Genomic DNA, 24,006 nt, shown 5'->3' on the forward strand with positions numbered 1-24,006 from the left:
AACGCGGGGCATCAGATTTCCAGCGTTATCGTTGACGACCATCGCGAGCATGCTCGCTCCTACAGGTTCTGTAGCGTTTCCAGGAGGATCTTCACCTTGGTAATCGACTCCTGATACTCCGCCTGCCACTCCGAATCGGCCACGATCCCGCCGCCGCCCCAGCAACACACCTGCCCACCCTTGACCAGCAAGCTGCGAATGGCGATGGAGCTGTCCATCTCGCCACGCACGTCCAGGTACAACAACGAACCGCAATACAGGCCACGCCGGGTCGGTTCCAGCTCGTCGATGATCTGCATCGCGCGGATCTTCGGGGCGCCGGTGATCGAGCCGCCGGGGAAGCTGCCGGCGATCAGGTCCAGGGCATCACTGCCATCCGCCAGTTCGCCGGTGACGCTGCTCACCAGGTGATGCACGTTAGGGTAGCTTTCCAGGCTGAACAGTTCCGGAACCCGAACCGAACCGGTGCGGCAGGTGCGCCCCAGGTCGTTGCGCAGCAGGTCGACGATCATCAGGTTTTCCGCACGATCCTTGGGACTGGCCAGCAGTTCGGCGGCGTTCGCGGCATCTTCGGCAGCGTTCAGACCGCGCGGGCGTGTGCCCTTGATCGGGCGGGTTTCCACATGACCCTCGCTGACCCGGACGAAGCGTTCCGGTGACAGGCTCAGCACCGCGCCGCCGTCGGGCAGGCTCTGGAAGCCGGAAAACGGGGTCGGGCAGGCCAGGCGCAATGCGCAGTAGGCGGTCCACGGATCACCTTCACAGGGCGCGCGGAAGCGTTGGGCGAAGTTGACCTGGTAGCAGTCACCGGCCTGGATGTATTGCTGAATGCGCTCGATCGCCTGCCGGTATTGCTCGGCACTCAGGTCGGCATTCATCGGCGCTTGCAGCTTGAAGGACTCGAAGGCGTCGGCGGCAGGCTGGCTGAACAGCTGGATCAGGCGCTGGCGCTCGCTGTCGGCCACTGTCGGGTGAAACACCAGTTGACTGGTGGCCTGCTGATGATCGCTGATCAGCGCCCAGTCGTACAGGCCGAAACGCGCATCGGGCAATTGCAGGTCATCGGCAGCCTGGCTGGGCAGGTGTTCCAGATGACGGCCGAAGTCGTAGCTGAGGTAGCCGATCAGGCCGCCGGCGAAGGGCAATTCATAGGGCGCGGGCAGGGAAGCCTGGCCCAGTTGCGCGAGGTTTTCCCGCAGGCGTTGCAGGAAATCGCCACCGCTTTCCTCGGCGGCCACCGTCAGTTCAGCCAGCGGCCAGGCGCTGAGCAGATCGAAGCGCCCGCGTTCGGCGGCGGGGCGGCCGCTGTCGAGCAACACGGCGCCGGGGGCGTGGCGAATGGCCGAGAAGTAATCGGCGGGGTTGGCGCGATAGGGCAGTGGGTGTACGGAACAGGTCAACATGGGCGGGTTGGATCAGCCATCGAGGCGGGGTGGCGATTGTAGTCCCCTGGGGGAATTGCTCCTAGGGGGGATGTCGGGGATCGGCAGATTGATGACCTGTAGGAGCGAGCATGCTCGCGATGAACCTGAGAGCACCGCGGGGTGTCAGGTTTCCAGCGTCATCGTTGACGACCATCGCGAGCATGCTCGCTCCTACAAGGGAGGGGTTAACCTTCTACTGGCGGAATATGCCCAAACATCTCCTGAACGAACGCCACCCGCTCTTCAACGGTTTCCGTCACGCCGCGGGCTTTCATCTCTTCCATCCGTGCTTCCACCGCGTGGGTGCGCAGGGTCAGGCCGCAGTCGTTGGCGATCTGGATGTTCAAACCCGGGCGGGCGTTGAGTTCGAGGATCAGCGGGCCTTTTTCCTGGTCCAGCACCATGTCGACACCGATGTAACCCAGGCCGCATAGCTCATAGCAGCCGGCGGCGAGTTTCATGAAGCCGTCCCAGTAGGGCAGTTGCACGCCGTCCACCGCGTTGGTGGTGTCCGGGTGTTTGGTGATGATGTTGTTCAGCCAGGTGCCGCGCAGGGTCAGGCCGGTGGCGAGGTCGACGCCCACGCCGATGGCGCCCTGGTGCAGGTTGGCCTTGCCGCCGGACTGGCGGGTCGGCAGGCGCAGCATGGCCATCACCGGGTAGCCCATCAGCACGATGATGCGGATGTCAGGCACGCCCTCGTAGCTGATGCTCTTGAAGATCTGGTCCGGCGTAACTCGGTATTCGATCAGCGCCCGGTCGCGGTGCCCACCAAGCGAGTAGAGGCCGGTGAGGATGCTGGAGATATGGTGCTCGATCTCTTCATGACTGATGATCTTGCCCGACACCGTTCGATAGCGACCCTCGAAACGGTCGGCGATCACAATGATGCCGTCGCCGCCCGCGCCCTGGGCCGGCTTGATCACGAAGTCGTTGCGCCCGCCGATGATCTCGTCGAGGTTGTCGATTTCCTTCTCGGTGGAAATGATCCCGTACAGCTCCGGCACATGGATGCCGGCGGCGATGGCGCGCTCCTTGGTGAGGATCTTGTCGTCGACAATCGGGTAAAGGCTGCGCTTGTTGTACTTGAGCACATAGTCCGCGTTGCGCCGATTGATCCCCATGATGCCCCGGGCTTCCAGGGCCTTCCAGGTCTTCCAGAAGCCGAACATCAAGCGTCAGCCTTTTTCAGGAAAGCCTTGAAACGTACCAGTTCGGTCAGGCGGTAACCGCGATAACGACCCATGGCCAGCATGAAGCCCACCAGGATCAGCAGGATCGCCGGGAAGGTGAACACGAAGTAGATCAGTTCCGGAACGCTCATGATCAGGTGCGCCAGGGAGGCGGCGAAGAGGGTGCCGACCGCCACTTTCATGGCATGGCTGGCGCCACGTTCTTCCCAGGTGATCGACAGGCGCTCGATGGTCATGGTCAGAATCACCATCGGGAACAGTGCCACCGACAGGCCGCGTTCCAGGCCCAGCTTGTGGCTGAACAGGCTGATGGCCGCGATCAACACCACCACGAACGTCAGCACCACCGACAGCCTCGGCAGCATTTGCAGTTTCAGGTGCTCAAGATAGGAGCGCAGCGACAAGCCCAGTGCCGTGATGATGGTAAACAGCACGATGCCGAAGCCCAGCTGGGTTTCGCGGAAGGCCAGGGCGATCAGCACCGGGGTGAAGGTACCGAGGGTCTGCAGGCCGATGAGATTGCGCAGGATCAGGATCACCAGCACGCCGATCGGGATCATCACCATGATCATGAAGGTCTGCTGGGTCTGCAGCGGCAAGCCGTACAGCGAGTATTCGAGGAAATTGGCGTCGGTGTTTTCGTCGGTCAGCTTGGCCAGGCGAATGGCGTTCATTTCGCTGTTGTTCATGCTGAAGGTGACGGTGGCTTTCTTGCCGCCATCGACGGTGATCAGGTTCTCATCGCCGGTCCACCACAGCAGGCGATCGGTCGGCAGGCCCTGTTCGCCGGTTTCCGGGTTGAAATACAGCCAGTCGGTGCCGTTGAAGCTGCGCAGCCACAGTTCCGGGGTCTGCGGCTGATCGGCGACCAGGCGAATGGTGTGGACTTTTTCCACCGGCACGTGGGCGATGGACAGCACCAGCTCGACGATGCGAGCTTTCTGCGAAGTCGACGGATCGCCCGCCAGCAGCAGCTTCACATTGTCGTCGTTGACATTGTTGACACGTTTGATCGCTTCGCCAACGAAGGTCTCGACGTCGGCCGAGTGCTGGCGGATCGGTGCGAGCAGGGCTTCGGCGGCTACTTTCTCCGGGCCTTCCACGGCAATGCTGTCACGGAAGGTCGGGCCCTTGATCTTGGTTTTTTCCGCGCTGTAGCGCTTGGTCAGCACCAGGCGGTAATAAAGCGTCTGGTTGCCCTTGGCCCGGCGTGCCGACCAGGTGACCTTGCGGTTGCCATCGACGCGGTTGACCGCCACCCCGTAGTTATTGGAGATGAAGCTTTCATTGAGGCTGACGTAGTCGCGGCTCAGCGGCGGCACGAACATCTGGATTTTGACCGGATCCTTGGCACTGGCGACGAACTCGACCTTGGCGTCGATGTTCCACAAGTCGTCGGTGGCGTCTTCGGTCACGGGAATGCCCAGTACGAAGATCTGATAGGCCGTGACTGAAATGCCCAGCACCACCAGGATGGCGATCAGCATTTTCAGATGGAGGGTAAGAGAGCGCATTGGAATTACTCTGCGGTATGAGCGTCGGTGGCGCAGGCGGGTTTGCCGGCAGCGTATTTAAGACTGGGGTCGACCAGCGCATCGAAGCGCTTGAGCGCCTCGGAGCCAATCAAAAGCGGGTATTGGAACGCACTTCGGTCGGTCAGGTTCACTTCTATGCTGCGAAGGGCCGAACCCATGCAGATATCCAGCTCGATCACCGGGCGCGCGGTGTACTTCTTGCCTTCTTCCGGATCGTAGTCGCCGGCGCGGCGCTTGATTTTGCTGACCCGGGCCAGCGGTCGTTCGATCGGGTGCGAATGCGCTGTGTCGATCGCCAGATAGAAGCGTACCCAGGATTCGCCATTGCGTTTGAAACGCTTGATGTCGCGGGCGCTCAGGGAAGCGGTCTTGGCACCGGTATCGAGCTTGGCCGCCACCTCCAGGTCGATGCCGCCCAGCGATGCGTACTCATTGAGACCATACACAGTCTTTTCCCCCGCGACGGCAAGCCCGGGCAGGCACAGTACATAAAGGAAGGCGGGGGGGAGCTTGAGTCTCATAAATCCTGGTGCGCAGCGGTCCGTGTTTCGATTCAAGACCCTGGCATTGCTGCGCAAGCTCCTCGTATGCCTATCAGGGTTTTATGACAGACAGTGCAGATGTGACAAACAAATGCGGGCGGCATTCTAGCACGGTGGTTTTATGGCGCCAGCGCTGCCCGGCACCTCAAAGTCGATGGACCGCTTCGTTATGGTGCAAGTGGTTATTAGACGATTGTTGACAATTTCCATTTATCCTTTGACTGCGATGGCTGAATTCGTTAGTTTTTGCCGCATCAGCTTTCAAGGTGTCGACAATATGCTGGATCAACTCGATCCCCCGATCACTGCCTCAGACGATACGGAAACGCTTTCCGAGAACGTCTTCCGCCGCATTCAGGCAGCCATCGTCAAAGGCGACATTGCGCCGGGCAGCAAAATCTCCGAGCCGGAGCTGGCCCGTACCTATGGCATCAGCCGCGGTCCGCTGCGCGAGGCGATCCACCGCCTGGAAGGCCAGCGCCTGCTGGTGCGCGTGCCGCACGTCGGTGCGCGGGTGGTGTCGCTCAATCATGCCGAGCTGCTGGAACTCTACGAAATCCGCGAGTCCCTCGAAGGCATGGCCTGCCGCCTGGCGGCCGAGCGCATGAGCGTCGAAGAGATCGACGAGCTGCGCCGTGTCCTCGAAACCCACGAGCGCGACGAGGCTTTCCAGGCCGGTCGTGGCTATTACCAGCAGGAAGGCGACTTCGACTTCCACTACCGGATCATCCAGGGCAGCGGTAACCGCACCCTCACGCAAATGCTCTGCGGCGAGCTGTATCAACTGGTGCGCATGTACCGCATCCAGTTCTCCACCACGCCCAATCGCCCGCACCAGGCCTTTGCCGAACACCACCGAATTCTCGATGCCATCGCCGACCGTGACGGTGAGCTGGCCGAGCTATTGATGCGTCGTCACATCGGCGCCTCTAAACGCAACATCGCCCGTCATTACCAGGACGGCGCCAACCCGACAGCCAAACGAGGTGAGTCATGAGTTCCAACAAGAGCACTCCAGGCCAGCGTTTCCGCGATGCGGTCGCCAGCGAGCATCCATTGCAAGTGGTCGGCGCGATCAACGCCAACCACGCACTTTTGGCCAAGCGTGCCGGTTTCAAAGCCATCTACCTGTCCGGTGGCGGCGTGGCAGCCGGTTCCCTCGGCGTGCCTGACCTGGGCATCACCGGTCTGGACGACGTGCTGACCGATGTGCGTCGCATCACCGACGTCTGCGACCTGCCGCTGCTGGTGGACGTGGACACCGGTTTCGGTTCTTCGGCGTTCAACGTTGCGCGTACCGTCAAGTCGATGATCAAGTTCGGCGCGGCGGCGATTCACATCGAAGACCAGGTCGGCGCCAAGCGTTGCGGCCACCGTCCTAACAAGGAAATCGTTTCGCAGCAGGAAATGGTCGACCGCATCAAGGCCGCCGTCGATGCACGTACCGATGACAGCTTCGTGATCATGGCGCGTACCGACGCCCTGGCGGTGGAAGGTCTGGAGTCCGCCCTGGATCGCGCAGCCGCCTGCATCGAGGCCGGCGCCGACATGGTGTTCCCGGAAGCCATCACCGAGCTTGAAATGTACAAGCTGTTCGCCAACCGCGTGAAAGCGCCGATCCTGGCCAACATCACCGAATTCGGCGCGACCCCGCTGTACACCACCGAGCAGCTGGCCGGTGCCGACGTATCGTTGGTGCTGTATCCGCTTTCGGCCTTCCGCGCGATGAACAAGGCCGCGGAAAACGTCTACACCGCGATCCGTCGCGACGGCACGCAGCAGAACGTCATCGACACCATGCAGACCCGCATGGAACTTTACGATCGCATCGACTACCACACCTTCGAGCAGAAGCTCGATGCGTTGTTTGCCGCGAAGAAGTAATGAACAACCTGTACCTGTACATGTGACCTGTGGGAGCGAGCCTGCTCGCGATGGACGTCAACGAAAACGCAGGGTGCCTGATGCCCCGCGGTGCAGCGTCCACCATCGCGAGCAGGGCTCGCTCCCACAGGTGCGCGTACTGACGAAATATCTCTGACAAATTCAAGAAGACTGGAGACAGCAAATGGCCGAAGCAAAAGTACTCAGTGGCGCCGGGCTCCGTGGCCAGGTAGCCGGGCAAACCGCACTGTCCACCGTGGGCCAGGCGGGCGCAGGCCTGACCTATCGCGGCTACGACGTTCGCGAATTGGCGGCTGACGCGCAATTCGAAGAAGTCGCTTACCTGTTGCTGTACGGCGAACTGCCAAGCAAGGCGCAACTGGCTGCCTACGTCGCCAAGCTGAGCAAGCTGCGCGACCTGCCGCAAGCGCTGAAAGAAGTGCTGGAACGCATCCCTGCCGACGCCCACCCGATGGACGTGATGCGCACCGGTTGCTCGTTCCTGGGCAACATCGAGCCGGAGAACGACTTCTCCGAGCAGTGCGACAAGACCGACCGTCTGCTGGCCGCCTTCCCGGCGATCATGACCTACTGGTATCGCTTCAGCCACGAAGGCAAGCGCATCGAATGCGTGAGCGACGAGCAGTCCATCGGCGGCCACTTCCTGCACCTGCTGCACGGCAAGAAGCCGAGCGAGCTGCACGTCAAGGTGATGAACGTTTCGCTGATCCTCTACGCGGAGCACGAATTCAACGCGTCGACCTTCACCGCTCGCGTGTGCGCCTCGACCCTGTCCGACCTGTTCTCCTGCGTCACCGCGGCCATCGGTTCGCTGCGCGGCCCGCTGCACGGCGGCGCCAACGAAGCGGCGATGGAAATGATCGAGCGCTTCTCGTCGCCTGAAGACGCGATCAAGGGCACCCTCGGCATGCTGGAGCGCAAGGACAAGATCATGGGCTTCGGCCACGCAATCTATAAGGACAGCGATCCACGTAACGAAGTGATCAAGGGTTGGTCGAAGAAGCTCGCCGACGAAGTGGGCGACAAGGTGCTGTTCCCGGTTTCCGAAGCCATCGACAAGACCATGTGGGAGCAGAAGAAACTGTTCCCGAACGCCGACTTCTACCATGCCTCGGCGTACCACTTCATGGGCATCCCGACCAAGTTGTTCACCCCGATCTTCGTCTGCTCGCGCCTGACCGGCTGGGCCGCACACGTGTTCGAACAACGCGCCAACAACCGCATCATCCGCCCGAGCGCCGAATACACCGGCGTCGAACAGCGCAAGTTCGTGCCAATCGAACAACGCTGATCGGGGAGGGGCTACACAGGGTCTGAATTCAATGCAGATCCCTGTGGGAGCGGGCTTGCCCGCGATGACGGAGTCACAGTCGACATCGATGTCGACTGACCCGACGCAATCGCGGGCAAGCCCGCTCCCACAGTGGATTGTGTTGAATTGAAATTCCGCACCTGGCCCCGCCTTTTGTATTTACCGTGACCGAGTCCCGACTGATGAACACAGAATTCCGTAAAACGCTGCCCGGCAGCCATCTGGATTACTTCGATGTCCGCGCGGCGGTCGAGGCCATTCAACCTGGCGCCTACGACACCCTGCCGTACACCTCCCGCGTGCTGGCGGAAAACCTTGTGCGTCGCTGCGACCCGGCCACGCTCACCGAATCCCTGAAGCAATTCATCGAGCGCAAGCGCGACCTGGACTTCCCATGGTTCCCGGCCCGCGTGGTGTGCCATGACATTCTCGGCCAGACCGCCCTGGTGGACCTCGCCGGCCTGCGTGACGCCATCGCCCAGCAGGGCGGTGACCCGGCGCAAGTGAACCCGGTGGTGCCGACCCAACTGATCGTCGACCACTCCCTGGCCGTCGAGCGCGGTGGTTTCGATCCGGAGGCGTTCGAGAAGAACCGCGCCATCGAAGACCGTCGCAACGAAGACCGTTTCCACTTCATCAACTGGACCAAGAAGGCGTTCAAGAACGTCGACGTGATCCCGCCGGGCAACGGCATCATGCATCAGATCAACCTGGAGAAAATGTCTCCGGTGATCCAGGTCCGTGACGGTGTAGCGTTCCCCGATACCTGCGTCGGCACCGACAGCCACACCCCGCACGTCGATGCGCTGGGCGTGATCGCCATCGGCGTTGGCGGCCTGGAAGCGGAAAGCGTGATGCTCGGCCGCGCCTCCTGGATGCGCCTGCCGGAAAGCGTCGGCGTCGAACTGACCGGCAAGCTGCAACCGGGCATCACCGCCACCGACATGGTGCTGGCGCTGACCGAGTTCCTGCGCAAGCAGAAGGTCGTTGGCGCATGGCTGGAGTTCTTCGGTGAAGGCGCCTCGGCCCTGACCCTGGGCGACCGTGCAACCATCTCCAACATGGCTCCTGAGTACGGCGCCACCGCCGCGATGTTCTACATCGACCAGCAGACCATCGACTACCTCAAGCTCACCGGCCGTGATGACGAGCAGGTGCAACTGGTCGAGCAATACGCCAAGCAGATCGGCCTGTGGGCGGACAGCCTCAAGGGTGCGCAATACGAGCGCGGCCTGACCTTCGATCTGTCTTCGGTCGTGCGCAACATGGCAGGCCCAAGCAACCCGCACGCCCGTGTCGCGGTGTCGGATCTGGCAGCCAAGGGCATTTCCGGCCAGTGGGAAGACGTCCCGGGCCAGATGCCGGACGGCGCGGTGATCATCGCCGCCATCACCAGCTGCACCAACACCAGCAACCCGCGCAACGTGATCGCCGCCGGCCTGCTGGCGCGCAACGCCAACAAACTGGGCCTGACCCGCAAGCCATGGGTCAAGTCGTCCCTGGCGCCGGGCTCGAAAACCGTGGCCCTGTACCTGGACGAAGCCGGCCTGACCGATGAGCTCGAACAGCTCGGTTTCGGCGTCGTGGCCTTCGCCTGCACCACCTGCAACGGCATGTCCGGTGCGCTGGACCCAGTGATCCAGCAGGAAATCATCGACCGCGACCTGTACGCCACCGCCGTGCTGTCGGGCAACCGCAACTTCGACGGCCGGATTCACCCGTACGCCAAACAGGCATTCCTCGCCTCGCCGCCGCTGGTGGTCGCTTACGCCATCGCCGGGACCATCCGTTTCGACATCGAGAAAGACGTGTTGGGCGTGGTCGATGGCAAGGAAATCCGCCTGAAGGACATCTGGCCGAGCGATGAAGAAGTCGACGCCGTCGTGAAGGCCTCGGTGAAGCCTGAGCAGTTCCGTCAGGTCTACATCCCGATGTTCGCCATCCACGAAGACAACGGCCCGAAAGTCGCGCCGCTGTACGACTGGCGCGAGATGAGCACCTACATCCGCCGCCCGCCGTACTGGGAAGGCGCACTGGCCGGCGCTCGTCCGCTCAAGGGCATGCGCCCGCTGGCGGTACTGCCGGACAACATCACCACCGACCACCTGTCGCCGTCCAACGCGATCATGATGGACAGCGCCGCCGGCGAATACCTGGCGAAAATGGGCCTGCCGGAAGAGGACTTCAACTCTTACGCGACGCACCGTGGCGATCACTTGACCGCGCAGCGCGCCACCTTCGCCAACCCAAAACTGTTCAACGAAATGGTTCAGGAAAACGGCAAGGTCAAGCAGGGCTCCCTGGCCCGCGTCGAGCCGGAAGGCAAAGTGATGCGCATGTGGGAAGCCATCGAGACCTACATGGATCGCAAGCAGTCGCTGATCATCGTCGCCGGTGCTGACTACGGTCAGGGTTCGTCCCGCGACTGGGCCGCCAAGGGCGTGCGTTTGGCGGGTGTCGAGGCGATCGTCGCCGAAGGTTTCGAGCGCATCCACCGCACCAACCTGGTGGGCATGGGCGTGCTGCCGCTGGAGTTCAAGCCGGGCACCGACCGCCACACCCTGGCCATCGACGGCACCGAAGTCTATGACGTGATTGGCGAGCGCACGCCGCGCGCCGATCTGACGCTGGTGATCCATCGCAAGAACGGCGAACGCGTCGAGGTGCCGGTGACCTGCCGTCTCGACACCGCCGAAGAAGTGTCGATCTACGAGGCCGGCGGCGTGTTGCAGCGCTTCGCCCAGGACTTCCTCGAAGAATCGGCGGTAGCCGTCTAAACACAGGCAGTACAGACACGGGGCTTTTGAGTCCCGTGTCTGTTTTAAGGAGTAACGAGCACCATGGCTCATGCAGCTCAAATAAAGATTCCCGCCACCTACATGCGCGGCGGCACCAGCAAAGGCGTGTTCTTCAGCCTGAAGGATCTGCCGGAAGCGGCTCAGGTTCCAGGTCCGGCCCGCGATGCCCTGCTGCTGCGCGTGATCGGCAGCCCCGATCCGTACGACAAGCAGATCGACGGCATGGGCGGCGCCACATCCAGCACCAGCAAGACTGTGATCCTGTCGAAAAGCATCAAGGCCGATCACGACGTCGATTACCTGTTCGGTCAGGTCTCCATCGACAAGCCTTTCGTGGACTGGAGCGGCAACTGCGGCAACCTGACTGCGGCGGTCGGTTCGTTCGCCATCAGCAACGGCCTGGTGGACGCCAGCCGCATCCCGCACAACGGCGTGGCCGTGGTGCGCGTATGGCAGGCCAACATCGGCAAGACCATCATCGCCCACGTACCGATCACCAACGGTGAAGTGCAGGAAACCGGCGATTTCGAACTCGACGGCGTGACCTTCCCGGCGGCTGAAGTGCAGGTCGAATTCCTTGACCCGGCAGCGGAAGAAGAGGGCGGTGGCGGTTCGATGTTCCCCACCGGCAACCTGGTCGACGACCTGGAAGTCCCGGGCGTCGGCACCTTCAAGGCGACCATGATCAACGCCGGTATCCCGACCATCTTCGTCAATGCCGAAGACATCGGTTACAAGGGCACCGAGTTGCAGGGCGCGATCAACGGCGATCCGAAAGCGCTGCTGATGTTCGAGACCATCCGTGCCTACGGCGCCCTGCGCATGGGCCTGATTTCAAACGTTGACGAAGCGGCCAAGCGTCAGCACACACCGAAAGTGGCGTTCGTCGCCAAGCCTGCTGATTACGTTTCTTCCAGCGGCAAGGCGATTGCGGCCGGTGATGTCGACCTGCTGGTGCGCGCGCTGTCCATGGGCAAACTGCACCACGCGATGATGGGCACGGCGGCAGTGGCGATCGGCACCGCAGCGGCGATTACCGGCACGCTGGTGAACCTCGCGGCCGGTGGCGTCGAGCGTAACGCCGTGCGTTTCGGCCATCCGTCCGGGACCTTGCGCGTGGGCGCCGAGGCCAGTCAGGTCAATGGTGAGTGGACCGTGAACAAGGCCATCATGAGCCGCAGCGCGCGGGTGTTGATGGAAGGCTACGTTCGTGTGCCGGGTGATTCTTTCCAGGTCTGACACCGAACACTGTGGGAGCGGGCTTGCCCGCGATGACGGAGTAACTTCCGACATAGATGTTGGCTGATCCACCGCAATCGCGGGCAAGCCCGCTCCCACAGGTGCAACAACTAACAATGAGAAGGGTGCAAACCCACCGCGATTACCCATACCGAGGTCCCATCAACGAACCACCTCACGAGTGAATCGAACATGAGCGCCAACGTTGACCTGAACAATCGCCCGGACTACGACCAGGTCCTGCAGGACATTGCCGACTACGTCCTCGATTTCCGCATCGAATCCGAAGAAGCCCTGAACACCGCCCGCAACTGCCTGATGGACACCCTGGGCTGTGGCTTGCTGGCGCTGCGTTTTCCCGAGTGCACCAAGCATCTGGGGCCGGTTGTCGAAGGCACGGTCGTGCCGTTCGGTGCGCGGGTGCCGGGGACGTCCTATCGGCTGGACCCGGTCAAGGCGGCGTGGGACATCGGTTGCACCGTGCGCTGGCTCGATTACAACGACACCTGGCTGGCCGCGGAGTGGGGTCATCCGTCGGATAACCTCGGCGGCATCCTCGCGGTGGCTGACCATTTATCACAAAGGCGCCTGGCCAGTGGCGATGCGCCGCTGACCCTGCGTACAGTGCTCGACGCGATGATCATGGCCCACGAGATTCAGGGCGTGATCGCGCTCGAGAATTCCTTCAATCGGGTCGGTCTCGATCATGTGATTCTGGTGAAAGTCGCCTCGACCGCGGTCACCGCCAAATTGATGGGGGCCAACCGCGAGCAGCTGTTGTCCGCGTTGTCCCACGCGTTCGCCGACGGTCAGGCACTGCGTACCTATCGTCATGCGCCGAACGCCGGGTCGCGCAAGTCCTGGGCTGCGGGGGATGCTTCCAGCCGGGGCGTGCGTCTGGCGGACATCGCCATGCGCGGTGAGATGGGCATTCCCGGGGTGCTGAGCGCGAAACAGTGGGGTTTTTACGACGTGTTGTTCAGCCATACCAACAACGATCTGGCGCTCAAGCCCGAAGACCGGCGCGCTTTCAGCTTCTCGCGACCGTACGGCAGTTATGTGATGGAAAACGTGCTGTTCAAAATCAGCTTTCCGGCGGAGTTTCACGCGCAAACCGCCTGTGAGGCCGCGGTAATCCTGCATCCGAAGGTGCGCAATCGTCTGCACGAAATCGACAGGATCGTCATTACGACTCAAGAGTCGGCGATCCGCATCATTTCCAAGGTCGGTCCGCTGGCCAACGCCGCCGACCGCGATCACTGCATCCAGTACATGACCGCCGTGCCGCTGGCCTTCGGCAATCTGGTGGCCGAGCACTACGAGGACGGTTTCCACCGGGCGCATCCGATCATCGATGTGCTGCGCGACAAGATGGTCATCGTCGAGGATCCGCGCTTCACCCGGGAATACCTGGAGGCCGACAAGCGTTCGATTGCCAACGGGGTGCAGGTGTTTTTCAAGGACGGTTCCAGCACCGAAAACGTGGTGGTGGAGTACCCGGTGGGGCATCGCCGGCGGCGGGCAGAGGGGATTCCATTGCTGGAGGACAAGTTCAGGGCGAACCTGGCGACAAGGTTCGCCGGGCAGCGTTGCGAGGAAATTTTTGCGTTGTGCAAGGACCAGGCGCGGCTTGAGGCGACCGCGGTGAATCGGTTTATGGATTTGTTTGTAATCTAGGGGACCGCGTTATCGTTCAATCGCGAGCAGGCTCGCTCCCACAGGGATTGGTGTTGGAATGCTAAACCTGTGTACACCCAAATCCTTGTGGGAGCGGGCTTGCCCGCGATGACGGTAGAACAGACGCTAGAGAAACTACTTGAACCGCCGCTCCACCCCTTTCTCCACAAGAATCTTCGCCGAGATTTCTTCAACGGAAAAATGCGTGGAGTTGATGTTCGGAATGTTCTCGCGACGGAACAGATTCTCCACCTCGCGCACTTCGAACTCGCATTGGGCGTAGCTCGAATAGCGGCTGTTGGGCTTGCGCTCGTTGCGGATCGCGGTCAGCCGGTCGGGGTCGATAGTCAGGCCGAACAGCTTGTGCTGGTGGGCGCGCAGGGCGTTTGGCAGGGTCAGACGCTCCATGTCGTCTTCGGTCAGCGGGTAGTTGGCCGCGCGGATGCCGAATTGCATGGCCATGTACAGACAGGTAGGTGTCTTGCCGCAGCGCGACACGCCCACCAGGATCAGGTCGGCCTTGTCGTAGTAGTGCGTGCGGGCGCCGTCGTCGTTGTCCAGGGCGAAGTTCACCGCCTCGATCCGCTCCATGTAATTGGAGTTGGAGCCGATCGAGTGGGATTTGCCGACGGAATAGGAAGAATGCTCGGTCAGTTCCTGTTCCAGAGGCGCCAGGAAGGTCGAGAAAATGTCGATCATGAAACCATTGGAAGTAGCGAGGATCTCACGAATGTCCTGATTGACGATGGTGTCGAAGATAATCGGACGAAAGCCGTCGACTTCGGCGGCTTTGTTGATTTGTTGTACCATGGCACGCGCTTTATCCACGCTGTCGATGTACGGCCGCGTGAATTTGCTGAAGGTAATGTTTTCGAACTGCGCCAGAAGGCTTTGACCCAGGGTTTCGGCAGTGATGCCGGTGCCATCGGAGATAAAGAAAGCAGATCGTTTCATTTGCACCTTGGGCCTTAAGCTAGTGACGAATCTTGGATATGATAGGCGCGATTTGCCGGCCGCCAATGGCCGGCATTCTCACTTATTTTCCAGGTCCAGGCCATACAGCCGGCAAACGCCCCCTTTGGCAGCCGGCTTCTGAGCTTTTCCAACACAGTTAGTGGAGAGATCACCTTGGTAGAGTACGTAGTTTCCCTCGATAAGCTCGGCAAACACGATGTTGAGCATGTGGGGGGCAAGAACGCATCCCTGGGCGAGATGATCAGCAACCTTGCAGGTGCCGGTGTATCGGTGCCCGGTGGCTTCGCCACAACCGCTCAGGCGTATCGCGACTTCCTGGAACTGAGCGGCCTTAACCAGCAGATTCACGACGCCCTGGATGCACTGGACGTCGATGATGTGAATGCTCTGGCCAAGACAGGTGCCCAGATCCGTCAATGGATCATGGAAGCCGAGTTCCCCGAGAAACTGAACGCCGAAATCCGCACCGCATTCGCCACCCTGTCCGCCGGCAATCCCGACGTGGCCGTGGCCGTGCGCTCTTCCGCTACCGCAGAAGACCTGCCGGACGCTTCCTTCGCCGGTCAGCAGGAAACCTTTTTGAACATCCGTGGTGTGGAAAACGTCATCCGCGCCGCCAAAGAGGTGTTCGCCTCCCTATTCAACGATCGCGCGATTTCCTATCGCGTGCATCAGGGCTTCGACCACAAGTTGGTTGCCCTGTCGGCCGGCGTACAACGCATGGTCCGTTCCGAAACCGGCACCGCCGGCGTGATGTTCACCCTCGATACCGAATCCGGTTTCCGCGACGTCGTGTTCATCACCGGCGCCTACGGCCTGGGTGAAACCGTCGTACAAGGCGCGGTGAACCCGGACGAATTCTACGTCCACAAGAAAACCCTGACCGATGGTCGTCCGGCCATCCTGCGCCGCAACCTGGGCAGCAAGGCCATCAAGATGATCTACGGCGACGAGGCCAAGGCCGGTCGTTCGGTCAAGACCATCGACGTCGACAAGGCCGATCGCGCGCGTTTCTGCCTGACCGACGCCGAAGTCAGCGAGCTGGCCAAGCAGGCGATGATCATCGAGAAGCACTACCAGTGCCCGATGGACATCGAATGGGCCAAGGACGGTGACGACGGCAAGCTGTACATCGTGCAGGCCCGTCCGGAAACCGTGAAGAGCCGCACCCAGGCGAACGTCATGGAACGTTACCTGCTGAAAGAAACCGGCACCGTGCTGGTGGAAGGTCGCGCCATCGGCCAGCGCATCGGCGCCGGTAAGGTCCGCATCATCAAGGACGTGTCCGAGATGGACAAGGTCCAGGTCGGCGACGTACTGGTTTCCGACATGACCGACCCGGACTGGGAACCGGTCATGAAGCGCGCCAGCGCCATCGTCACCAACCGTGGCGGTCGTACCTGCCACGCGGCGATCATCGCCCGTGAGCTGGGCATTCCGGCCGTGGTCGGTTGCGGCAACGCCACCGAACTGCTGAAGGAAGGCCAGGGCGTGACCGTTTCCTGCGCCGAAGGCGACACCGGTTACATCTTCGAAGGCGAACTGGGCTTCGACATCAAGAAAAACTCCGTCGACGCCATGCCGGACCTGCCGTTCAAGATCATGATGAACGTCGGCAACCCGGACCGTGCCTTTGACTTCGCACAGCTGCCGAACGCCGGTGTGGGCCTGGCCCGCCTGGAGTTCATCATCAACCGCATGATCGGCGTGCACCCCAAGGCACTGCTGAACTACGACGGTCTGCCGCTGGAAATCAAGGAAAGCGTCGACAAGCGTATTGCCGGCTACAACGATCCGGTCGGCTTCTACGTCGAGAAACTGGTCGAAGGCATCAGCACCCTGGCGGCGGCGTTCTATCCGAAGAAGGTCATCGTGCGTCTGTCGGACTTCAAGTCCAACGAATACGCCAACCTGATCGGCGGCAAGCTGTACGAGCCGGAAGAAGAAAACCCGATGCTGGGCTTCCGTGGCGCTTCGCGTTACATCAGCGAATCGTTCCGTGACTGCTTCGAACTCGAATGCCGCGCCCTCAAGCGTGTGCGTAACGAGATGGGCCTGACCAACGTTGAAATCATGGTGCCGTTCGTCCGTACTCTGGGCGAAGCGAGCCAGGTGGTGGATCTGCTGGCTGAAAACGGTCTGGCTCGCGGTGAAAACGGCCTGCGCATCATCATGATGTGCGAACTGCCGTCCAACGCGATCCTGGCGGAAGAATTCCTCGAATTCTTCGACGGTTTCTCCATCGGCTCCAACGACCTGACCCAGCTGACCCTGGGCCTGGACCGCGACTCCGGCATCATCGCGCACCTGTTCGACGAGCGTAATCCGGCGGTCAAGAAGCTGTTGGCCAACGCCATTGCCGCCTGCAACAAGGCCGGAAAGTACATCGGCATCTGCGGTCAGGGACCTTCGGACCACCCGGACCTGGCCAAGTGGCTGATGGAACAAGGCATCGAAAGCGTCTCGTTGAACCCTGACTCCGTACTGGAGACCTGGTTCTTCCTGGCAGAGGGTCAGGCTTCGGCTTGATTGCCATGTGAACAGGCCGTTCCCCGTGGGAGCGAGCCTGCTCGCGATGGTCGTGAACGATGATGTGTGTTTGCTGGATAAACGCGTTGTTCTGAAAACCATCGCGAGCAGGCTCGCTCCCACACGGGATCGCGGTTCGAAAGATTCAAGCAGGGCGGGCTCCTCCGGAAGCCGCCCTTTTTTGTGCAAGAGATTATGCAAAGCAGCAGCAACCTATTTCCTGTCGCCCTGATCAGCGCCGAACGACGCGGTGATCTGAGCGAAGATGTCTATCGTTTGAAACCCGCGAACAGCCCTGACGCCAGCGTCGAAATCGCCGTGACGCGCCTGGGCATGGCCGATGACTCGGCAGTGCGCGGCGTGCCGGTCATTCTCCTGCACGGCAGCTTTTCCAACCGACGCTTCTGGTTTTCCCCCAAGGGCCTGGGCCTGGGCGCGCATCTGACGCGGCTGGGGTACGACGTGTGGATTCCGGAAATGCGCGGCCACGGCCTGTCCCAGCGCAACCTGGACTACCGCAAGAACCGCGTCGCCGACTACGCGCGCTACGATCTGCCGGCCATTGGCGCCTTCGTGCGCGAGCAAAGCGGCCAGATTCCGCACTGGATCGGCCATTCGCTGGGTGGCATTACTCTGGCAGCGGCCTTGGGCGGTCAATACATCGGCGAGCCGGTGGTGGCATCCGCGGCGTTCTTCGGCACCCAGGTCAGCCGCACCTACTGGCCGTTGAAGATCCCGCCGGTAGAGTGGAGCGGCCGCTTCATTCTCAAGCGTTTCGCCCAGCTGTCCGGGTCACGGCTTAAGCGTGGGCCGGAAGACGAGCCGATTGGCCTGGCCCTTGAGAGCATGCGCTGGTACGGCCTGTTCGGGCGCTTTGGCGATGCCGACAAGGACTGGTGGGCCGGCTTGGCCGAAGTCCAGGTGCCGGTGCTGGCGGTGAGCGCGGCGGGGGATCATCAGGATCCGGCCTGGGCGTGCCGCAAGCTGTTCGAGCAGTTAGGCTGCGAGCACAAGCAGTTCATCAACCTGGGGCGTGAGCAGGGTTTTACCGAGAATTTCGGGCATGTGGAGATGCTGGTCAGCAAGGCGGCGCAGACCGAGGTATGGCCTCTGGTAGCCCGTTGGTTGGCGGATCAGCACACCCCATTGCTGGGTGAACAAGCGGACGTGGCCGCGGCAATCTAAGCTGGAGGCTCTAACAGGGGCATTCCGCTCTGGCCGGCTTGAGGCTAAGATATGACGGTTTGAGCTGTTCTGGTCATTTTCGATGATCGAATCATCAATGATGTTCGTGCTTTCTTCCTCTTTACAGGAGTTTCTCGATGATCCATTACCTCACGCCTGACCTGTGCGACGCCTATCCGGAACTGGTGCAGGTGCTGGAACCGATGTTCAGCAATTTCGGCGGCCGTGATTCCTTCGGCGGCGAAATCGTGACCATCAAATGTTTCGAAGACAACTCGCTGGTCAAGGAACAGGTCGAACTCCAGGGCAAGGGCAAGGTACTGGTGGTCGATGGCGGCGGCTCCCTGCGTCGCGCGCTGCTGGGCGACATGCTCGCCGAGAAAGCCGCGAAAAACGGTTGGGAAGGGCTGGTGATCTACGGTTGCATCCGTGACGTCGACGTCATCGCGCAAACCGAGCTGGGCGTCCAGGCGCTGGCCAGCCACCCGATGAAAACCGACAAGCGCGGCATCGGCGACCTGAACGTTGCCGTCACCTTTGCCGGGGTGACTTTCCACCCGGGCCACTACATTTATGCGGACAACAACGGCGTGATCATCTCGCCGAGCCCGCTGAAAATGCCTGAGTAAAACCTGACAGAAGGAATGCGGATGTTCGAGGAAGAAAACGCGCAGTGGGGATTGGTCCACGCCCTGGTGCTGGACGGTAAAGGCGGTGCGCGTTCGATAGCCCGAACAGAACTCGACGATCTGCAGCTGCAGGCCCATGAAAGCCTGTGGCTGCACTGGGATCGCAGTCATCCGCAAACCCAGACCTGGCTGCGCAAATCCAGTGGTCTGAGCGAATTCAGCTGCGATCTGCTGCTGGAAGAAAACACCCGTCCGCGTCTCTTACAGCTTTCCGACAGCGAACTGCTGCTATTTTTGCGTGGTGTAAACCTCAATCCGGGGGCTGAGCCTGAAGACATGGTCTCAGTACGGATCTTCGGTTCCGCCCAGCGAGTGATTTCCCTTCGGTTGCGCCCGTTGCGCGCCACTGAAGAACTGCTGGCGCAACTGGAGGCAGGCAAGGGGCCGAAAACCGCCTCTGAAATCATCCTCTATATGGCGCAGTACCTGACCAACAAGGTTCAGGATCTGGTCAGTTGCCTCTCCGAAGTGGTCGATGACGAAGAGGAAAAGCTGGATGCCGACGAACGGTATACGCCCGAACATGGAGAGGTTTTGCAGATCCGGCGCCGGGCTGCTGCGTTGAAGCGGTTCCTCGCTCCGCAGCGGGATATTTTCGGTCAGCTGACACGGATCAAATTGCCCTGGTTCGTCGAGGACGATGGCGACTACTGGAACGAATTGAACAACAGCCTGACCCGTTATCTCGAGGAGCTGGAATTGACCCGGGAGCGCGTGGGGCTGGTCCTGGAGGCTGAAGACCGAAGATTGAGCGTGCGCATGAACCGCACCATGTATCGCTTCGGGATCATCACCGGGATCTTTTTGCCGATGAGCTTTTTGACCGGTCTTTTGGGGATCAACGTCGGGGGGATTCCGTTATCCGGAAGTCCTTATGGCTTCCTCGTCGCCTGCGTGCTGATGGTTTCGGTGGCGCTCGGGCAGTGGTGGTTATTCCGGCGTTTGCGCTGGGTCTGAATGTAAACCTTGTGACCCGACCAAATTTGACCGCGTCTTTCACAGACATCACGAGAGGTGCGTATGCACGATCCGTTTGAACAGTCTTTGCGTGACATGCTCAATGCCGAACCGTCCAGCCGGGACGAGGATGCGTGCCTTGGCCGCGTACTGAAAACCGCCAACCGCCAGGTCGGCGCCGGCGATCTGTTCAGTCTGCTGGGCCGCTGGCTGCCCGCCCTGATGATCGCCCTCAATAATGGCTCGGCCCATGTGGCGCCGGTGTCCCGTCTTCGTAAACCTAACGCTCGCACTGCTGATAAGGCTGATTGAATATGGAACTTGATCTCTGGACACAGAGCCTCGTCACTGCAATGACTGCGCTATGGACCAAGGTTGCGAACTTCATTCCGAACCTGTTTGGCGCACTGGTTGTGCTGCTGCTGGGTTTCGTCGTGGCCAAGTTGCTGGACACGCTGCTGTCCAAATTGCTGGCCAAACTGGGCCTCGATCGCCTGATGGGCGGTACCGGCCTGACCAAACTGATGTCTCGCGCCGGCCTGCAGGTTCCGATTTCGACCCTGATCGGCAAGATCGTCTACTGGTTCGTCCTGTTGATTTTCCTGGTTTCCGCCGCTGAATCCCTTGGCCTTGAGCGGGTTTCAGCTACGCTGGACATGCTGGCGCTGTATTTGCCGAAGGTTTTCGGTGCCGCGCTGGTGCTGCTGGTAGGTGTCCTGCTGGCGCAACTGGCCAACGGCCTGGTGCGTGGCGCAGCGGAAGGCGTGGGACTGGACTACGCTTCAGGCCTTGGGCGAATCGCCCAGGGGCTGGTCATCATCATCAGTATTTCGGTCGCGATCAGTCAGTTGGAGGTCAAGACTGACCTGCTCAACCATGTGATCGTCATCGTTTTGATTACCGTTGGTCTGGCGGTTGCGCTGGCCATGGGCTTGGGAAGCCGGGAAATTGCCGGTCAGATTCTTGCGGGAATCTATGTGCGTGAGTTGTACCAGGTTGGGCAACAAGTGCGAGTTGGAGAGGTCGAAGGGCAGATCGAGGAGATCGGCACGGTTAAAACCACATTGCTGACGGATGAGGGTGAGCTAGTCTCTCTTTCCAATCGGATCCTCCTCGAGCAGCATGTGAGTAGCCGCTAACCCGGCAAATCCTGCTAATGTATGCCGCCGCAAAAATGCCTGCTGATGCCGGCTGCGGCGGACATTGACCTGACTGTCGGCCCGACTTGTTTTGAATAAAGCCCAACCGCTATCCACGCGCTACGACCCCCGTGAGCTCTCTGATGAGGAGTTGGTCGCGCGCTCGCATACCGAGCTGTTTCACGTAACGCGCGCCTATGAAGAACTGATGCGGCGTTACCAGCGAACATTATTTAACGTCTGTGCACGATATCTCGGGAACGATCGCGATGCAGACGATGTCTGTCAGGAAGTGATGTTGAAGGTGTTGTATGGCTTGAAGAACTTCGAGGGCAAGTCGAAGTTCAAGACATGGCTATATAGCATCACGTACAACGAGTGCATCACACAGTATCGGAAAGAACGGCGAAAGCGTCGCTTGATGGACGCATTGAGTCTTGACCCCCTTGAAGAAGCGTCCGAGGAAAAGGCGCCGAAACCCGAGGAGAAGGGCGGACTTGATCGCTGGCTGGTGTATGTGAATCCGATTGACCGCGAAATTCTGGTGCTACGATTTGTCGCAGAGCTGGAGTTTCAGGAGATCGCAGACATCATGCACATGGGCTTGAGCGCAACAAAAATGCGGTACAAACGTGCTCTAGATAAATTGCGTGAGAAATTTGCAGGCATTGCTGAAACTTAGTTCAGCGCAAATATCTCTTACGTGTAGGCAAGTTCTGATAGAATTGCCGCCGAGTTGTCCCCCGGTTTGCGGGACTGCTTCACAATCACCAGATGGGGATTTAACGGATGAAACTGAAAAACACCTTGGGCTTGGCCATTGGTTCTCTTATTGCCGCCACTTCGTTCGGCGCTCTGGCACAGGGCCAAGGCGCAGTTGAAATCGAAGGCTTCGCAAAGAAAGAACAGTTCGACAGCGCTCGTAACTTCAAGAACAACGGCAACCTGTTCGGCGGTTCCGTTGGTTACTTCCTGACCGACGACGTTGAACTGCGTCTGGGCTACGACGAAGTGCACAACGTGCGTTCCGACGACGGTCGTAACATCAAGGGCGCCAACACCGCTCTGGACGCTCTGTACCACTTCAACAACCCGGGCGACATGCTGCGTCCATACGTATCGGCTGGTTTCTCCGATCAGAGCATCGGTCAGAACGGCAAAGGCGGTCGTGACCGCTCCACCTTCGCCAACGTTGGCGGCGGTGCCAAGCTGTACTTCACCGAGAACTTCTACGCCCGTGCCGGCGTTGAAGCTCAGTACAACATCGACAAGGGCGACACCGAGTGGGCTCCTAGCGTCGGTATCGGTGTGAACTTCGGTGGCGGCTCCAAGCCAGCCGCTGCTCCAGTTCCAGCTCCAGAAGTCTGCTCCGACAGCGACAACGACGGCGTTTGCGACAACGTCGACAAGTGCCCGGACACCCCAGCCAACGTAACCGTTGACGCTGATGGCTGCCCAGCAGTTGCTGAAGTTGTTCGTGTAGAGCTGGACGTGAAGTTCGACTTCGACAAGTCGGTCGTCAAGCCAAACAGCTACGCTGACATCAAGAACCTGGCTGACTTCATGAAGCAGTACCCATCCACCACCACTACTGTTGAAGGTCACACTGACTCCGTCGGTCCTGACGCTTACAACCAGAAACTGTCCGAGCGTCGCGCAGCGGCTGTCAAGCAGGTTCTGACCAACCAGTATGGTGTTGAATCGTCCCGCGTTCAGTCCGTTGGCTACGGCGAATCCCGCCCAGTTGCTGACAACGCCACTGAAGCTGGCCGCGCTGTAAACCGTCGCGTAGAAGCGCAGGTTGAAGCCCAAGCTAAGTAATTAGCTCGCCGCTTTGAGAAAAGCCCGGCTCATGCCGGGCTTTTCTTTGCCTGCGATTTGGTGGGCTGCCGTCCCTGTAGGAGCGAGCTTGCTCGCGATGGAGGCCCAGCCACCGCGGGGCATCAGATACCCAGCGTCATCGTTGACCACCATTCGCGGGCAAGCCACGCTCCCACAGGTTTTGCATCCATCCCGGCTACTGCATCGTCTTTGTAGGAGCCGAGCTTGCTCGCGATGCAAGCCCAGCCACCGCGGGCATTCAGGCAGCCCGCGTCATCGTTGACCACCATTCGCGGGCAAGCCACGCTCCCACAGGTTTTGCATACATCCCGGCTGCTGCGATCCTTTGATCTTTTCTGCGGCGACTTCGCCGATTACAAGGATCGCCGGGCTTTTCAGTTCGAAGGCGAGAGCGTCTTCCTCCATGGCTGTCAGATCGCTGCGACACTCCCGCTGATGGGGCAGCGAGGCGTTCTCGATCATCGCCACCGGCGTTTGCGCCGCCATCCCGCCAGCCAGCAGTTGCTCACGGATTTCACCGAGTTTGGCCACGCCCATGTAGATCACCAGGGTCGTCCCACCCTGGGCCAGCGCCCGCCAGTTCAGGCTGCTGCCGTCCTGGGTATGGGCCGTCACCAGCGTCACGCCTCGCGCCACCCCACGCAGTGTCAGCGGAATATCGCATTGCGTCGCGCCCGCAAGCCCGGCGGTAATGCCATTGACCAGCTCCACCTCGACCCCACGCTCACGCAGCCAATCAGCTTCCTCGCCACCACGCCCGAAAATGCACGGATCACCGCCCTTGAGCCGTACCACGCATTTGCCCTGGCGCGCGTAACGCAGCATCAAGCGATGGATGAATTCCTGCGGCGTCGAGCGGCAGCCGCCGCGTTTGCCCACGGGGATGATTCGCGCATTGCCACAATGCTCAAGGACCGCGTCATTCACCAGATCATCGATCAGCACGACATCCGCTTCTCTCATCGCCCGCACGGCTTTGAGCGTCAGCAGTTCCGGATCACCAGGTCCTGCACCGACCAGCCAGACTTTTGCGTTCATCGTGTTGTCCTCATTTGGAAAATTCGT

The 24,006-nt window shown here is 60.6% G+C and carries 20 protein-coding genes; 14 read left to right on the top strand and 6 right to left on the bottom strand.

Annotation, left to right across the window (positions count from 1 at the left end; translation table 11 throughout):
• Positions 1-59 precede the first annotated feature (59 nt).
• The 4 genes from pabB to rloA all read right to left on the bottom strand — a co-directional run bounded on the left by pabB (position 60) and on the right by rloA (position 4,673).
• Entirely contained in the window at positions 60-1,403 is a 1,344-nt protein-coding gene (pabB, locus tag ACW9JE_RS13905) for an aminodeoxychorismate synthase component I (RefSeq protein ID WP_457433055.1), read from the bottom strand.
• A gap of 206 nt (positions 1,404-1,609) precedes the next feature.
• Positions 1,610-2,596 (bottom strand): alpha-L-glutamate ligase-like protein, encoded by a 987-nt coding sequence (locus ACW9JE_RS13910; protein WP_224541678.1) that lies wholly within the window; start codon positions 2,594-2,596, stop codon positions 1,610-1,612.
• On the bottom strand, positions 2,596-4,131 hold the full coding sequence (gene rloB / locus ACW9JE_RS13915; protein WP_224541676.1) for an osmotic stress tolerance membrane protein RloB: 1,536 nt from the start codon (positions 4,129-4,131) through the stop codon (positions 2,596-2,598). The genes ACW9JE_RS13910 and rloB overlap by 1 nt, the downstream gene beginning before the upstream one ends.
• Positions 4,132-4,136: 5 nt before the next feature.
• Positions 4,137-4,673 (bottom strand): retropepsin-like aspartic peptidase RloA, encoded by a 537-nt coding sequence (gene rloA / locus ACW9JE_RS13920; RefSeq protein ID WP_224541674.1) that lies wholly within the window; start codon positions 4,671-4,673, stop codon positions 4,137-4,139.
• Positions 4,674-4,971: 298 nt separating this feature from the next.
• On the opposite strand from rloA, the gene ACW9JE_RS13925 reads away from it, so the two are divergent.
• The 6 genes from ACW9JE_RS13925 (at position 4,972) to prpD (ending at position 13,625) form a co-directional block, all read left to right on the top strand.
• Positions 4,972-5,691: a GntR family transcriptional regulator gene (locus ACW9JE_RS13925; RefSeq protein WP_372242547.1), complete on the top strand. Its 720-nt coding sequence runs from the start codon at positions 4,972-4,974 to the stop codon at positions 5,689-5,691.
• Entirely contained in the window at positions 5,688-6,578 is an 891-nt protein-coding gene (prpB, locus tag ACW9JE_RS13930; protein ID WP_457433056.1) for a methylisocitrate lyase, read from the top strand. Before ACW9JE_RS13925 ends, prpB begins: the two co-directional genes overlap by 4 nt.
• A gap of 184 nt (positions 6,579-6,762) precedes the next feature.
• Complete coding sequence (gene prpC, locus ACW9JE_RS13935) at positions 6,763-7,890, top strand: bifunctional 2-methylcitrate synthase/citrate synthase (RefSeq protein ID WP_457433057.1); 1,128 nt, start codon at positions 6,763-6,765, stop codon at positions 7,888-7,890.
• Between the two features lie 203 nt (positions 7,891-8,093).
• Positions 8,094-10,688: a Fe/S-dependent 2-methylisocitrate dehydratase AcnD gene (acnD, locus tag ACW9JE_RS13940; protein WP_457433058.1), complete on the top strand. Its 2,595-nt coding sequence runs from the start codon at positions 8,094-8,096 to the stop codon at positions 10,686-10,688.
• 63 nt (positions 10,689-10,751) lie between these two features.
• Complete coding sequence (prpF, locus tag ACW9JE_RS13945; protein ID WP_457433059.1) at positions 10,752-11,948, top strand: 2-methylaconitate cis-trans isomerase PrpF; 1,197 nt, start codon at positions 10,752-10,754, stop codon at positions 11,946-11,948.
• Positions 11,949-12,140: 192 nt separating this feature from the next.
• The gene (prpD, locus tag ACW9JE_RS13950; RefSeq protein WP_457433060.1) at positions 12,141-13,625 is read left to right on the top strand and encodes a 2-methylcitrate dehydratase; all 1,485 of its coding nucleotides are present in this window, start codon (positions 12,141-12,143) and stop codon (positions 13,623-13,625) included.
• A 135-nt stretch (positions 13,626-13,760) separates the two neighbouring features.
• On the opposite strand, the gene ppsR is transcribed toward prpD, so the two are convergent.
• Positions 13,761-14,579, bottom strand: a complete 819-nt coding sequence (gene ppsR / locus ACW9JE_RS13955) for a posphoenolpyruvate synthetase regulatory kinase/phosphorylase PpsR (protein WP_224541257.1) — start codon at positions 14,577-14,579, stop codon at positions 13,761-13,763.
• A 174-nt stretch (positions 14,580-14,753) separates the two neighbouring features.
• Between ppsR and ppsA the strand changes: the two genes are divergently transcribed.
• The 8 genes from ppsA (at position 14,754) to ACW9JE_RS13995 (ending at position 22,920) form a co-directional block, all read left to right on the top strand.
• The gene (gene ppsA / locus ACW9JE_RS13960) at positions 14,754-17,129 is read left to right on the top strand and encodes a phosphoenolpyruvate synthase (RefSeq protein ID WP_457433061.1); all 2,376 of its coding nucleotides are present in this window, start codon (positions 14,754-14,756) and stop codon (positions 17,127-17,129) included.
• A gap of 195 nt (positions 17,130-17,324) precedes the next feature.
• On the top strand, positions 17,325-18,314 hold the full coding sequence (locus ACW9JE_RS13965; RefSeq protein WP_224541261.1) for an alpha/beta fold hydrolase: 990 nt from the start codon (positions 17,325-17,327) through the stop codon (positions 18,312-18,314).
• A 140-nt stretch (positions 18,315-18,454) separates the two neighbouring features.
• Positions 18,455-18,943 carry a ribonuclease E activity regulator RraA gene (rraA, locus tag ACW9JE_RS13970; RefSeq protein WP_224541269.1) on the top strand — a complete coding sequence of 163 codons (489 nt, stop codon included), beginning with the start codon at positions 18,455-18,457 and terminating at the stop codon, positions 18,941-18,943.
• A gap of 21 nt (positions 18,944-18,964) precedes the next feature.
• On the top strand, positions 18,965-19,960 hold the full coding sequence (locus ACW9JE_RS13975; protein ID WP_457433062.1) for a zinc transporter ZntB: 996 nt from the start codon (positions 18,965-18,967) through the stop codon (positions 19,958-19,960).
• Between the two features lie 63 nt (positions 19,961-20,023).
• Entirely contained in the window at positions 20,024-20,272 is a 249-nt protein-coding gene (locus ACW9JE_RS13980) for a CrfX protein (RefSeq protein ID WP_224541266.1), read from the top strand.
• Positions 20,273-20,274: 2 nt separating this feature from the next.
• A complete protein-coding gene (locus tag ACW9JE_RS13985; protein ID WP_007916401.1) occupies positions 20,275-21,099 on the top strand; it encodes a mechanosensitive ion channel family protein in 825 nt (274 codons plus the stop codon).
• Between the two features lie 91 nt (positions 21,100-21,190).
• Entirely contained in the window at positions 21,191-21,781 is a 591-nt protein-coding gene (gene sigX / locus ACW9JE_RS13990; protein WP_016773832.1) for an RNA polymerase sigma factor SigX, read from the top strand.
• Between the two features lie 107 nt (positions 21,782-21,888).
• Positions 21,889-22,920: an OmpA family protein gene (locus ACW9JE_RS13995; RefSeq protein WP_457433063.1), complete on the top strand. Its 1,032-nt coding sequence runs from the start codon at positions 21,889-21,891 to the stop codon at positions 22,918-22,920.
• A 273-nt stretch (positions 22,921-23,193) separates the two neighbouring features.
• Here the strand turns inward: ACW9JE_RS13995 and cobA are convergent, their stop codons facing one another.
• The gene (cobA, locus tag ACW9JE_RS14000; RefSeq protein ID WP_457433064.1) at positions 23,194-23,979 is read right to left on the bottom strand and encodes a uroporphyrinogen-III C-methyltransferase; all 786 of its coding nucleotides are present in this window, start codon (positions 23,977-23,979) and stop codon (positions 23,194-23,196) included.
• Positions 23,980-24,006 lie beyond the last annotated feature (27 nt).

The sequence above is a fragment of the Pseudomonas sp. SDO55104_S430 genome, from assembly GCF_054070595.1.

What these genes read in the sequence shown, in the direction of transcription:
- pabB (WP_457433055.1), bottom strand. Translation starts at nt 1,403, where the DNA reads ATGTTGACCTGTTCCGTACACCCACTGCCCTATCGCGCCAACCCCGCC.
- ACW9JE_RS13910 (WP_224541678.1), bottom strand. Translation starts at nt 2,596, where the DNA reads ATGTTCGGCTTCTGGAAGACCTGGAAGGCCCTGGAAGCCCGGGGCATC.
- rloB (WP_224541676.1), bottom strand. Translation starts at nt 4,131, where the DNA reads ATGCGCTCTCTTACCCTCCATCTGAAAATGCTGATCGCCATCCTGGTG.
- rloA (WP_224541674.1), bottom strand. Translation starts at nt 4,673, where the DNA reads ATGAGACTCAAGCTCCCCCCCGCCTTCCTTTATGTACTGTGCCTGCCC.
- ACW9JE_RS13925 (WP_372242547.1), top strand. Translation starts at nt 4,972, where the DNA reads ATGCTGGATCAACTCGATCCCCCGATCACTGCCTCAGACGATACGGAA.
- prpB (WP_457433056.1), top strand. Translation starts at nt 5,688, where the DNA reads ATGAGTTCCAACAAGAGCACTCCAGGCCAGCGTTTCCGCGATGCGGTC.
- prpC (WP_457433057.1), top strand. Translation starts at nt 6,763, where the DNA reads ATGGCCGAAGCAAAAGTACTCAGTGGCGCCGGGCTCCGTGGCCAGGTA.
- acnD (WP_457433058.1), top strand. Translation starts at nt 8,094, where the DNA reads ATGAACACAGAATTCCGTAAAACGCTGCCCGGCAGCCATCTGGATTAC.
- prpF (WP_457433059.1), top strand. Translation starts at nt 10,752, where the DNA reads ATGGCTCATGCAGCTCAAATAAAGATTCCCGCCACCTACATGCGCGGC.
- prpD (WP_457433060.1), top strand. Translation starts at nt 12,141, where the DNA reads ATGAGCGCCAACGTTGACCTGAACAATCGCCCGGACTACGACCAGGTC.
- ppsR (WP_224541257.1), bottom strand. Translation starts at nt 14,579, where the DNA reads ATGAAACGATCTGCTTTCTTTATCTCCGATGGCACCGGCATCACTGCC.
- ACW9JE_RS13965 (WP_224541261.1), top strand. Translation starts at nt 17,325, where the DNA reads ATGCAAAGCAGCAGCAACCTATTTCCTGTCGCCCTGATCAGCGCCGAA.
- ACW9JE_RS13975 (WP_457433062.1), top strand. Translation starts at nt 18,965, where the DNA reads ATGTTCGAGGAAGAAAACGCGCAGTGGGGATTGGTCCACGCCCTGGTG.
- ACW9JE_RS13980 (WP_224541266.1), top strand. Translation starts at nt 20,024, where the DNA reads ATGCACGATCCGTTTGAACAGTCTTTGCGTGACATGCTCAATGCCGAA.
- ACW9JE_RS13985 (WP_007916401.1), top strand. Translation starts at nt 20,275, where the DNA reads ATGGAACTTGATCTCTGGACACAGAGCCTCGTCACTGCAATGACTGCG.
- ACW9JE_RS13995 (WP_457433063.1), top strand. Translation starts at nt 21,889, where the DNA reads ATGAAACTGAAAAACACCTTGGGCTTGGCCATTGGTTCTCTTATTGCC.
- cobA (WP_457433064.1), bottom strand. Translation starts at nt 23,979, where the DNA reads ATGAACGCAAAAGTCTGGCTGGTCGGTGCAGGACCTGGTGATCCGGAA.